The 12011-nt window shown below is 52.2% G+C and carries 11 protein-coding genes and 2 pseudogenes; 2 read left to right on the top strand and 11 right to left on the bottom strand.

Annotated elements, in window-relative coordinates:
* Positions 1–509: 509 nt before the first annotated feature.
* The 5 genes from CFBP4996_RS25545 to CFBP4996_RS25525 form a co-directional block, all read right to left on the bottom strand.
* Positions 510–890 (bottom strand): hypothetical protein, encoded by a 381-nt coding sequence (locus tag CFBP4996_RS25545; RefSeq protein WP_137396208.1) that lies wholly within the window; start codon positions 888–890, stop codon positions 510–512.
* Positions 891–918: 28 nt separating this feature from the next.
* Positions 919–1185 (bottom strand): type II toxin-antitoxin system prevent-host-death family antitoxin, encoded by a 267-nt coding sequence (locus tag CFBP4996_RS25540; protein ID WP_080853313.1) that lies wholly within the window; start codon positions 1183–1185, stop codon positions 919–921.
* Between the two features lie 321 nt (positions 1186–1506).
* Positions 1507–2178: a hypothetical protein gene (locus CFBP4996_RS25535; RefSeq protein ID WP_137396209.1), complete on the bottom strand. Its 672-nt coding sequence runs from the start codon at positions 2176–2178 to the stop codon at positions 1507–1509.
* Between the two features lie 37 nt (positions 2179–2215).
* Entirely contained in the window at positions 2216–3271 is a 1056-nt protein-coding gene (locus tag CFBP4996_RS25530) for a S1 family peptidase (protein WP_080853315.1), read from the bottom strand.
* Complete coding sequence (locus tag CFBP4996_RS25525; RefSeq protein WP_080853316.1) at positions 3250–4374, bottom strand: hypothetical protein; 1125 nt, start codon at positions 4372–4374, stop codon at positions 3250–3252. Before CFBP4996_RS25525 ends, CFBP4996_RS25530 begins: the two co-directional genes overlap by 22 nt.
* Positions 4375–5903: 1529 nt before the next feature.
* Here CFBP4996_RS25525 and CFBP4996_RS25520 point away from each other — a divergent pair.
* Positions 5904–6014, top strand: a pseudogene (locus CFBP4996_RS25520) (Gp49 family protein); the annotation flags it as partial.
* 35 nt (positions 6015–6049) lie between these two features.
* On the opposite strand, the gene CFBP4996_RS25515 reads toward CFBP4996_RS25520, so the two are convergent.
* Both CFBP4996_RS25515 and CFBP4996_RS25510 read right to left on the bottom strand, forming a co-directional pair.
* Positions 6050–6238: a hypothetical protein gene (locus tag CFBP4996_RS25515; RefSeq protein ID WP_137396211.1), complete on the bottom strand. Its 189-nt coding sequence runs from the start codon at positions 6236–6238 to the stop codon at positions 6050–6052.
* 451 nt (positions 6239–6689) lie between these two features.
* Entirely contained in the window at positions 6690–7025 is a 336-nt protein-coding gene (locus CFBP4996_RS25510) for a terminase small subunit-like protein (RefSeq protein ID WP_080853318.1), read from the bottom strand.
* A gap of 87 nt (positions 7026–7112) precedes the next feature.
* Between CFBP4996_RS25510 and CFBP4996_RS25505 the strand changes: the two genes are divergently transcribed.
* Complete coding sequence (locus CFBP4996_RS25505; RefSeq protein ID WP_137396212.1) at positions 7113–7811, top strand: hypothetical protein; 699 nt, start codon at positions 7113–7115, stop codon at positions 7809–7811.
* Between the two features lie 127 nt (positions 7812–7938).
* Here the strand turns inward: CFBP4996_RS25505 and CFBP4996_RS29570 are convergent.
* The 4 genes and pseudogenes from CFBP4996_RS29570 to CFBP4996_RS25470 form a co-directional block, all read right to left on the bottom strand.
* Positions 7939–8669, bottom strand: a pseudogene (locus CFBP4996_RS29570) (IS5 family transposase); the annotation flags it as partial.
* Between the two features lie 105 nt (positions 8670–8774).
* The gene (locus tag CFBP4996_RS25485; protein ID WP_080853320.1) at positions 8775–10439 is read right to left on the bottom strand and encodes a type IV secretory system conjugative DNA transfer family protein; all 1665 of its coding nucleotides are present in this window, start codon (positions 10437–10439) and stop codon (positions 8775–8777) included.
* Positions 10436–10744, bottom strand: coding sequence for a mobilization protein (locus CFBP4996_RS25475; RefSeq protein ID WP_121490306.1), 309 nt, complete (start codon positions 10742–10744; stop codon positions 10436–10438). Before CFBP4996_RS25475 ends, CFBP4996_RS25485 begins: the two co-directional genes overlap by 4 nt.
* A gap of 184 nt (positions 10745–10928) precedes the next feature.
* On the bottom strand, positions 10929–11855 hold the full coding sequence (locus CFBP4996_RS25470) for a nucleotidyltransferase and HEPN domain-containing protein (protein ID WP_080853321.1): 927 nt from the start codon (positions 11853–11855) through the stop codon (positions 10929–10931).
* Positions 11856–12011 lie beyond the last annotated feature (156 nt).

Raw genomic sequence — 12011 nt, 5'->3', positions numbered from 1 at the left:
GTTATTACGATCGATCGCCATCAATTTTCACCACCTTTTCAATTCACTTTCCAATCAGATTCCCTCCGGTTCCACCTGTAAATAAATCCATTAAACAATAAAAACCTATATAAATCACCTGCTTATAACAGTGCTAAATTGACTGCGCACAAACAGGCGAACTTCTCCAGCAAATCTCTCATCTCTCCCGCAGAAATAGTGCGTTTAATTATTTATATGTTTTGCACTCACCTATTGGACAAATTATATGTTTTACCGGCCCTCTTCCTCCCTGTTCAATTTACAGCCGCCCAATCATCGCTAAATATTCTATTCCGTAAAATAAGTATAAATATGGGAACATATGTATTAATGTCATCAATATGGGTAAAATATTCCAGGGGCGTATATCGGCGCGATTTGGCCCAGCCAGCATAGGATTGCCAGTCCGTCGAACGTGACACGTTAAGCGTGTATATCAAGGATCTGTCCGATTTGTCGAACTGAGTTACCGAACATCACACGGTTCTTTATCGGGCGCGGTAAACCTCGCTGGACGACCGACGACGTGCAATAAACTCCCGAAGGACAGGGAGAAAAAAAGCTTTACTGAACCGTCCCACAGGTAGCTCCGGCTCCAGGTAGAAAGAATGTCCGATAATGTCGCTGTTATACTCATCCAGAATGATCCAAAGCCGCACATCTGCATCAAGACCGGCCCGGCGCTTTTCAATGGCAGGGATCTCAATAGCAAAACGATCAGTTTCCGGATGCTTCGTCGTGATAGGAAAGAAAAGAACCATGTCGCCGCCCGCACGGGCGAGCCTGACGCCAACAACAACAGGTCGCCCCTTCCGACCTTCGGTTTCACCGCGGGCAGCCTCGCGGCTCCATAGATAAGGGTAGCGGATTACGACTGCAGTCTCTTATCGAAACCGCTCACCGAACCGTCTCTTCACTTTCCGCATAAGTGTCGACTGCGGCCTCAAATTCCTCTAGCAAAGAGTCAGACATATTATCAATAGTGCCAACCGCACGCAGATCAGACTGCCGCATCAGACGTTCATAATCCTCGATATTAAGAAGAACCAGGCGAGGCTTGTTGCGCTGGGTGATCGTCACCGGATGACGAAGCGCCTCAGCGATAATATCACCCGACTTCCTGGAAAGATCACTCGTGGTGTAAGAATTACCTGAACCTGCCATAAAACACACTCCCGTCGTGTATCGCGAGGATAGCACGGTCACAAAAGTAAGCCCATAAAATACAGCAATCCTGTAAATGCTGCATTACACGCCGTAGACCTTGCGAAGCGCTACCAGATCCATAAGTACCCGAAGAGGTAGGGGCGAACTCAATCGAACCGTTGAGCGGGACACAGTCAACACTCGTCATGACCGAAAATCGTTGATCACCAGAGGATGATAACTAAAGGTCCCCAACTCGCGCATCGAAAAATCATGGCCTTGCGGGCGCGTGAGACACTGGCCAGTGCCAAATAAAGGAGGGTGCCGAGTGCGCGGGACTCAAACAACATCAACTGCGGCAACGAACATTAACGCCCCGCCGGCTGGAGCGGGCGTCATCTCGGCTGGCATCAGATATCTAAAGCCGGAGGCCAGTGGCTGTATCCCCGGTATTCCATGAGTTACGGGTCCATAGACCGCCGGATCCGCGACCCAAGCCTCGTAAATCTCTCCATTCACCCGCAAATACGAGACGCCGACGAGAGCCATCATATGGCTAGTATTGCAAACGACGAGGGGTTTCCTCTGCTTAAGTTCACCAATTATCCCGAGATTATTGAGATTGGTGACGCCGTGCAGAACCGACCAGACCCTTGAAGAGAGTGTAAATGATCTTCCAGCGTCGTCGATGTAGGATCTGTTGATGGAATCTATGAGCGTGAACGGATCGGCAGGTGCGTTGACGTAGGCACCAAAACACTGTCTCACGACGCTGCTTTGATCCATTCTGCAGCCATGCCAGTTGCAGATCATGGCGATTGTTGCTGCCCAGCACCAGACAGACGGCAATGGTTGCTGGATATGTCCGAACTGACCGCTCGGAATATAGGCGCTGCACTGCACGGAAGTGCAGGATTCCTCCGACAGAACACGTGTCGGCATCATCGTGGCCGCAGCTATTCCGCCCGCCATCCTGATCAGCTCGCGCCTTGTGGCTATCTGCGTGCTCAAAACCATAACTCCTTCAAACGATGCAACCAAATCGATTTCAAGGTCCAACGACCTGGAAGGATGCGACATCTATCCATTTCTTTTGACGGTTATAACCGATCACCCAGGTCGACTGACCGTTATCGTGTTGCACCTTAATGGTGAACCAGGTGCCTTGTGGCACGCCCTGTTTATGAGCCACTTCAAAATCCCGTATTTTGCCCAGCCGGCTCAATTGCGGGTAGCGTCTGTTGGCATCAGTCTGACCGAGTATCGTCTGATATAAATAGTCGGATATCCGATCTTTTTCATACTGCCCCTCGACTGCGCCCTTAATGAAATCCATCACCATGGATTTGCCGTCATCGCTGCAGGGGCTGGGGGTATATTCCGTGACACCGGCCAATGGTATGAGGGTCAGCGCGGAAGAAATTGGAATGACATAGGTAATTGATCCGCCAGCCTGGCCTTTGATTGCCGCGGCGATACCCGCCACTTCTCCAAAAGAATTGAAGACCGGGCCGCCACTCATTCCAGGATTAAGCGGAATATCGGTTTGCCACCACGCGGTTGGCTTTCCATCCACGACAGCATTCGGCGATGTCACCTTTCCAGGGCCGGCTCCGGTAAGATCGGATGTCCCCGGGAACCCTGACGCATAAAGCCAAGGCATCGAATCTTCGCCCGCCCCATAGTGAATCTGAACTTTTGGCCAGCCTGCGTTAAGCATGGGCATCTTGATCAAGGCAATATCGAGATCGTCAATTTTTGTTATCAGCGAGGCGGGATATTCCGTTGCGAACAAGCTTCCGAGTTTAACCTTGATCGTCGAAGTGACCACGCTGGATGTATAGACAGGTGGCGGTCTCAACACGTGAGCCGCCGTGATGATGTAACCGTCGCCTTTGATGACAAAACCGCTTCCTCGAGCCTCGTCTTTTGTTCCATCCGCAAGTTGGAACTGGTAAACGATCTGAGCGACCGCCGGGCCGGCAGTCGCTCTTATGCACTCCACAATGTTCGCAGGGGTCTGAGCCAGAGCGGGCCCAGCGCACACTGGAACTGAACAAAGCAGGACCAATAAAGGAGAAATCAGACGTCGATTGCCAGACATATCTGCCTCACACGCGCTTTGAGATTGTTTCCGTAGCCAAGGCCGCCAATGCCGTTGCCCATCTTTATTATCGACCCTTCGGCGTTGCCGTTGAGAGCATCGGGAGACCTGGACAAGGGTAGGTATGCCCCTTTTCTGGCATGAATTCTGATGGCTGCTTGTAATACCTCTGCCTTTGGATCCGCGAATATATCGTCCCAGTCCGTGCCCGTACTCAATGTGCAGATCTGGTCGGCGGTATATCCCGCCCAGCGTTTTTTAAAGTCCAACAGCAATGGACTGGATCCGCTGTAGTCAAGGATGTAGTCCGCGAGGTCACGATAATTCGCCCGCCATGTCGTCTGTATAAGACCCCGGCCACGAAACTTGTAGAAGTCGCCCTCGAGGATAATTCCGGACTCACTCGCCTTGCCGGAGGTCGGAAAGACATCGCGGGGATAAGAGGACCCTTTCCAGACATCATCGGTCGTCCTCGCTAGATCATTCGCAAAACGCAGATTCATCCGACTACTAAGGAATAGGTCGTCCTGAAGCAGTTGGTGGAGGGAATAGTTCAGAGGATCAGAATTGTAGGACTTCTTACGCCACTTCCTGCCGCCGGCTCCAGTCATGTTCACGACATTGAAGAGATAGGATATTCCCGGGTGATCCTGGGACCCGTAACTCTCAGTCCTGCTGACCAGGTTTCCATTGATCTCGTTTATGAAAACCGACATGTAGGAAAGAAAGGTCATCAGACTGACGGGGGCAGACAAAGTTGCCGAATGCCAGTAAGCGGAAAAATTTTCTTCGGACCTCGCCCCCTGGATCCGCTTCCCCTGCCATGCCCCCTTATTTGCAACCTGCGAATTGAAAAAACCGATAAACGACGTCGAAAATTTCCTGTCAAAATACTCCTGGATATCAGCAAGCGTTCTAAATGTGACATTTGAAAGTTTAATTACAGTATCGTCAGATATGTCGGCAGCTGTCGCAACCAGTATAGTGCTGTCACCTTGGGTGAGTTCCCATGACTGAGAGAAATCAGCGAGCCCCATCTCCAGTGGGGGAAGCTCATCCTGAGCATAGGATATTTCAGGCATAAAAGCATTACCTGTGAGCATACTTGATGCTGCTGCGAAATAAGAAGTGAATTGCCTCCTGCTAAGCATCCCCGCCCCCTTTAACAACCCAGAAATGAATTTACTACTTTTGATATAAAAATCTATAGCGATTTCTCAGTTTCATAACCTGTTAAGCCGGTTGCAGCGCAACCGACTGAAATAGATGCGCATTCTTTGCTAATGCCACTACCGACGTTACCGGGGTGAATAAAGGGATTGCCGAAGGCCCTCTCCGCGCACGTTTTTCGTCACAAGACGTGGGCAGGGTCGAGATGTTGGTACAGCATCATCACGCGTCAAAGCTGCTCCGACACCAAAAAATGTCTAACATAAAACTTGATTAGCACATCAAGCAGATCCTGCCTCGTCGACCGAACATAGTTGGCATATCAGCTGAGTGGAACGGCGATGTGATTGGTCTAGCTTGGGCTACATCGAGTGAGTTTTGCTTACAGATGAATCCTGCATCGTAAGTATCAACTTGATAGCTGTGGATCTAAGTCTGAGGCCGCTCAGACGAGCCAAGATTTTCTTAGCGCTAATTTCCGCGATTAATCATTGGGCGACATCGAAAAGAGCAGCTCAAGTTTTTTACATGTCACGACGGGACACCGTCTGAAGCAAACAGGCGGTCTTATAAGAGCCTGTGGCGGTACGTGTATCAGCGGATCGTACCTAATATGAAAACACGCGCCTTCGTGATTTAAGCCCATACACAAATGCACCAGAGCGTTATAACATGCTGAAAAGACTAACTATTGTTATCGTCATGATATTGGTGAGCCCAATTTTTGGTGGGGCCATATATCGCTACGCGTGCTGGAATAGACTAACGGATGCAGACGTCTTCCAAGCGACGAAAATGGCTTACTGGGACAGCTTGAACATCCAGGAGAAGACGGAATTGAGAAATGAGTCATCTGTCAAATGTGGGCCGCCACATCAGGTGAGGGATGATTTCTATGGTGTGAGCGTCGGCCTTGCATGGAGCGTTTTCTGTGCCGGCGTCGTCGACGGACTGGTTGTTACTTCCGAAAGCTTCAGGATCAACAAGTGCTATCGGACAAGATACTGAGAACATGCAAAAGACAGGTCCCATTTTTCTACTGCCGGAACATCGTACGAAAAACTATTTTAGTTGGATCATAGCAATGTCTAATAAGCTTTTTTCTTTGGAACGGTATTGGATACCAGCCCTGGTCGGGTCACCGACCGTCGCATCGATATTTTAACGGCAGCCGCACACTATAAATCGATCGAACACTATTTACGACGATTTTGCCGGGAAAAGCAGTTACGTTCAATGACTTCAAATCTACAAAAACAATAATTATTCCCATCTTCCAGTAGGATCGAAAGTATAACTTGGGGAAATGTCGGCACCAACGCAGAAGGTCGGCCGATTTTTGATGAGAAGGACAAGGCTCCTCAGCTATTACGCAAAAAGTGGTCTCGTCTCCCGTGACGCATATTTCTGGGGTCACCACACCTATCGTATTTCCGGAACCCCTCGGTAATCGGCTCCGGCTAACCCGGACAACTTCGATGAGGCTCTTGGCGCAAAATTCGCCCGTGAAGACGCCGTACGTCAAATTTGGCCACTGATGGGCTTCGCTCTCCGCGAAAAACTCGCCGCCTGACTCGGGTACACGCACAAACTCGCTTCGGCGGGTTTTCATTTACCAATTGTGATTTCGGGAACTGCCTCGGAAATAGACTTGCCGAGCTGGCCAAGGCCAAACACCCATCCAAATCCCGCCAGAACCAGAAGAAAGGTTAAGACGGACACGATAGTAAATCGTCCAACCGCTGTTGCTTTGAACCAGCCAATTTCAAAATTAAGAGAATCTCTTGGGTCTTCCATGGGCGTACCTCTGCTTAAAAAACAAAACAAGAGGTCGCTGCTCGCTGCGCAATTTCACCCGAATCGCAGGACTATGCAATAGCAACGATGTAAACAGAGCGCCGCGCATTAACCATCGGTGAACTAAACTATCCGCAAGCGCCTGTTTCTATTGCTGAATTTTTGATGTTAGCAAGTATGGCAACTTTCGCAAAAAACGATAAAACAGGAACTATCCACAACCTGTGAACTGCATTTACCTATCACCTACCGCAAACCACTGATTTAACTTGCTATTTTTCGCAGGCTGTTTCCACTGCAACATCGAGGTTTGTACGGATAGCTGAGTTTCCACAGTGTCGTCTTCACTTAGGCTTGGCCGGTTGAGCTGATACACGATACAGGACGCGCTTACGGGCGTCGCGCAGCCGCTCACGCCACAGCATCCGCGGCATTCTTGATTGTATCAAACTCACGCTGTGCAGCCGTCTCGGGTGTACATCTGCCCGTTTCCAGCGATGAACATAATGCCGTCTGGCATCATATCAGCGAGATCCACGCATTCGTCCATGTATTTGGTAGTGCGATGTTGCACCGCCTTTTCGTACTTCTCGGGAAAGTGTGGGTATCGGGCGAGCCATGTGTGGATTGTGTCCTCACACGGCATCTCCTCCATGCCGCCTATTTTGCGCACGGAGAGACCCTTGATCATGTGCTCGCAGATAATGCTCGCCAGTAACGGCGAATAATCAGACGGACGACCGGGACCTCGCGCGGGATTGTTGGGATCAACGATTTCCGGGGTCATGGCGGAATCCTGCCGCAACGTCCACTACTTGGCAGTAACGACTTAGCAACCAGCGGGTGTTACAAAGTACAAAACGGGTGCTTACAAATGACAGCTTCGCCTTCTCCACCTCCTTTGCCGCCGGCCTCCACGCCAGCTCCTTTGCAAGCTTTCGTAGATCACTTAGGCAAATTTGTTTCTGCCTTTTTGATATTGTTAACTGCTGGCTATCTCATTCATCAGAACGCGTATAACCAAGGAAAAGATGCGGGCGCTGGCGCACTCGCTGTCTATGAAAAGTCAAAAGAATTTAAGTTCGAGGAAGTCGCTAAGCGAGCTGAGGCCGCAACCGCGAACCTTGAACAAGCGTCCAAAATGTTCGAGGGAATTCTTGCGTCAAATGCAGAATATGCGACGGCTCGGGATCAGTTGATCCTTGCGCGCCAGCATATTCAGAGACAAAAAGAGGCAGGTGACCTAGTTGCTAGAGAACTTGCCAACACGGCCAAAGCTCTGGAAAAAGCTACGCGCGATATCGAAAATATGACTAGCTTAGGAAAGGATTACAGTATTCTCGAAGGGTCATCGGCAATCATCGAAGGTGGCGCTATAAATTTCGGCGTTCACAAGGTAAACGGAGATAAGACGGCTCAAGTTTTTTTAAACGGACAAGAACGCAACACGCACGCTGGAGATCAATTCGATATCCCCGGCCGCAATAATACCATCTGTACGTTCAACACTACGAATGTGGAATACGTCATGAAGGAATCCGTCACTGTGGCCGCGAAATGCGTCGTGCGATGATGCGGCGCGTTTAATAACAATAATGACTGCCTTCACGTCCCCACCGTCGGATGGACCGAAGGCTCCGGTTGATCGGCGATGGTGGGCTTACAGGCGATCTGAGCCATTGCTGGGCTAAAGGTTCTGTGAAGGGCGGCAGCCAGATTTTTCCGGCGGCCAGCGAAAGGAACGCTTCGAAGGAAGATCGGGTCTTGTCGTAACGGGTGGCAATCCGTCGGAACTGTTTGAGCCGGTTGAACATTCGTTCGATGTGGTTGCGGCCTTTATAAACCTTGAAGTCTCAAGAAGGCGGGTTTGTCCTGTTCGCTTTTGGCGGAATCACGGGCCGAATGCCGTGGATCAGCATCGCTTCGCGGATGGAGTCGCCGTCGTAGCCCTTGTCAGCAAGGAATGATTTAGGTTTGCCAATGGGTATGGTGAGAAGCGCGGGAACGGCGCTGTAATCAGAAGCCTCGCCGCCCGCCAGGACAAAGCCGAGAGGACGTCCCTGACCGGCTGCGGGGGCATGGCCTTTTGTCGTAAAGCCGCGGCGTGATCGACCAAAACCCTCTTTATAAGTCCCCCTTTAGCGCCCGCAGCCTGCGAATGGCCGCGAACCGTGGTGCTGTCAATCATATGTTGCCAATCGTCGGTCAATCCCAGTTCGACAAGCGTTTCAAGGAGTTCGTCCCAAACACCTTGTTCGGCCCAGCGACGGAAACGAACATTGACCGAATTCCACTTTCCATATCGCTCGTGCATGTCGCGTCACGGACGGCCAACGCGCAGAACATGGAGCATCCCGTTAAAAAAGCGGCGGTTGTCGTGGGATGGCCGAGACTTGCGACCACGCTCGGTCGGCAATAGCGGTTCGACAATCCGCCATTACTCATCACTCAAATCACCTCGTGCCATAGCTGCTTCCTAAAAAGCAGTTTTGAATCACGCTTAGGCTGACTTGGGAATCCACTTTGTCAACAGGACCTAGACCCTGTCGAACATCTCCCTGAACTCCGGATCAGCAAAATAGGCAAGCTTTTCAGCAAAAACCGGTCGTTGCCCGGCCAGGAACAGCAATTGTCCGTTCGCTGGAAGATTGCGCACCTCGTCCGGGGTGAGTAACGGCCGGCCTGTATGCTGCTGGCTGTATGATATGCCTGTCTTATCGGAATCGAGCGCTCTCGCCATCGTCTGGAACACGACCGTTTCCTGTCCAAGCAAATCAGAGATGAGACGGGCGCTGTCATGATCGTTGACGCCAAAGACCTGCAGCACGCCGGCGTTTGACAGGAAAGTTCCGGCGCGGTGACCGTATGTGGCACGCAACTGATGGATGTCCTGAAGGATGGGCCAAAGCTGGACACCGTAACCCGCCATTAGACCCATCGCGCGTTCGACCGGCGCCAGATGCCCAAGCGATGCAAACTCATCGAGCAAATAGAGAACCGGTGCCGTCGGCTTTGCCGGATCGCGGGCCATTTCGAGCAGGCTTTGCAAGACAAGCAGGCGCAGCCAGCGCGAATAGGTCGAGATGCGGTCGGGCGGAAGAACGAGGAACACCGTCATGTTGTTGCGCTTGAGATCAGCGAACCGGAAATCAGAGCGGTGGAGCACGGCCGTCATGCGCGGTGAATCAAGAAAATGCGTATGGCGTTGAGCCGCGGACAGAACGCCTGCGGCTTCGCGGTCGGATTTTCCGAGGTGGCGGTTTGCGGCGCGCGCAACAAGACCGCCTGCCGCATCGCTGTCCTGCATCCGCTTGAGCAGCGCTGCAAACTGTTCCGGAGCAAGGGTGAGATACTCGCGAAGTGTTGCAAGGTGCCTGCGTCTCAAAGGCTCCGCCGCAACAATCTCGAGCAGCAATCCAGCAATCAGCGCTTTGGCCTCCTCGTTCCAATGCGCCTCCCCCGCCATTCCCGGTTCGTCGAACACGAGAGCGTCGGCAAGGGCACTGGCGTCTTCCGCGACATCGAGGTTTTGGGGATCAAGCATGGCAAGGGGATTGAAGGCTGCAGAAGGTCTCCCGGTAACAGCAAAAGGATCGAGCACATGAACCGGTCCGAATTTCTGGCGCGCACGGCCGGTGATCCTTGCATTCTCGCCTTTTGGATCGACGCAGATCACCGAACGATCGGCGGTCAGCAGGTTCGGGATGATCGTGCCGACACCCTTGCCGGTACGGGTCGGCGCCATGGTAAGGAGATGGGCCGGACCATCATAGCGTAGGGGTTTGGCCGTTTTCGCATCACGACCGATCAGGAGGCCTGAACCCGATGAGGTGAGAGCAGCTATCTCCTTGTCTGTCGCAAAGCGGGCGGAGCCATGGGTCTCATCGTCATTCTCCCCGAAATGCAAAATGAGCAAGCTGGTGATGAACCGGAAGGTGATAGCGGCAAGCGCCAGCAAGGTGAGGAAATCGGGGATGATGTAGACAGGCGAGCCGTGACCGAAACCCGTTTGCTCAAGGAAATGACGGCCACCCATGCCGATCACGAACGTGACGATGATGAGGATGACGACAAATCCGAGAAGCGGTTTCCAGATCCGGAAGGGCATGGCAATCAAAGCTAGAAATGCCCAAAGCGGATCCCGCGCGGCAGCGCGCATCATGTTCTTGAATGCGTCCCGGGCAAGTCGCAATCGGCTCATGGAGCACCCTGCCCGCTGTCGCTACCCTCTCCCTTGTCCCTCAGTTCTCGTCCGATCAGATCGTCAAACAGCGCCTTGTCATTGTCGCGTGTCAGAAAGGCCGGAAGTTCGCGACGCAGCCATTCACCGAGTTGTTTGCTGAACTCCTGATCATTCGAGGTTTCGAGATGATGCAGAACGAGCGAGCCGATCAGGACCTTGCGCCGCATATCGTTGTTGCGCTCGGTTTTTGAAAGCCGGGCCTTGAGCGCGGAGCGTTGCGCGTCCAGTTCAGCCAGGCGCTGTTCGATGGTTTTCCTTGCCACGATTATTCCTTTCGATTGCGGTCGCACCGGAACTGCCGCTTTGACCACGGCTTTGCTCCTGGAAGACAGACCAGTTTCTACGGGGAGATCGACATAGCGATCGTAAAAGTAGGTTGGACCCTGTGGTTGATCACGCTGCGGTGGCTGCTGCCTGAGCTCAGGATTGATCCGCCACCGGTGGCGCTCAGTCGCTGGAATTTGCGGCTTGTCCCGCGGCCTGTTTGAGCTTTTCGATGTACTCGCGGCAGAGGGTCTCAACCAGCTTGTGAAGTTCCGCCGTCCGCTCCTGAAGCCATGTCAGCGCCTCTTCGGAAACCTCGAAACGCTTCGAATAGCGTGCCTTGACGTAGGCCTCATTCAGGATGTTGTACCAGGTGGTAAATCGCTGACGGTCGCGCGGCCAGATGTCAATCAGACGGTGGTCACGACCTTCGGAAAGTCCACGCAGGAATTTGAGATTGTGCGACGCGGGCGAATAGTTTGTCAGTGTCAGCAGGTAGCAGTTGTAAGCGGTCTCGACTGCCTGATGAAGATTGAAAGCCGCGTGATTTCGCTGATCATGGGTGATAGAATATAGAGCGAGTTCATGAAAGAATTTGGCGCTATTAAGTTGGGTACTGAAATGCTCCTCGGCCACCCTGAGTGCATCGGAAGGGCTGAGCGGTTTCGCTTCAGCCAGCGGCCTGTCGTCGAATTCGTAAAGAACAACACCTTCGCGGGCGAGGTCGACGAAGAAGTACTGGCCATCATGTAAAAAATTGCTGATCTCGCGAGCGCCATGGACAATGAGGCTCACGGGTGTCTCGATCTCCTTGTCCCACATCAGCCGGTCTGTTGTCTTGTCCCAGTATTTGGGATCGGCCAGTTCCTTGTTGCTGACGATGACGAGAATGTCGAAATCCGAGCGATAGCCTTTCGACGTATGCGGTTCATCCACCCAGTTGCCACGCGCGTGAGAACCAAACAGAATGATTTTGAAAATCCGTCCATCCTTCTTGGCGTCCGACTTCGAGCGCTCCACCAGATCAGCAAACTCTTCCTGGATAATTCCGACGACGCGCGCAAGTTCGCGTTGCTTTCGTTCCGGCAAATGTTCAAGGCTGGTCTTCATGTCTGCTCCGTTTCTGGACGGTATCCTGTATGGTCCATTGTAAACTTCTTTGAAACTCCGATTTTTGGCAGCCGCCAATCGAAAGCCCGTATCCCAAACTATCGACCGCACGTTGCCTGCGCGCGCTCCTGTTTGTTGCGCCGCGCCTGCAATATC

Origin of the sequence: Agrobacterium leguminum (genome assembly GCF_005144435.2) — a bacterium.
GTDB classification, from domain to species: Bacteria; Pseudomonadota; Alphaproteobacteria; order Rhizobiales; family Rhizobiaceae; genus Agrobacterium; species Agrobacterium leguminum.
The sequence above is the reverse complement of the archived record's forward strand: the minus strand, read 5'-3'. Positions and strand labels throughout refer to the sequence as shown.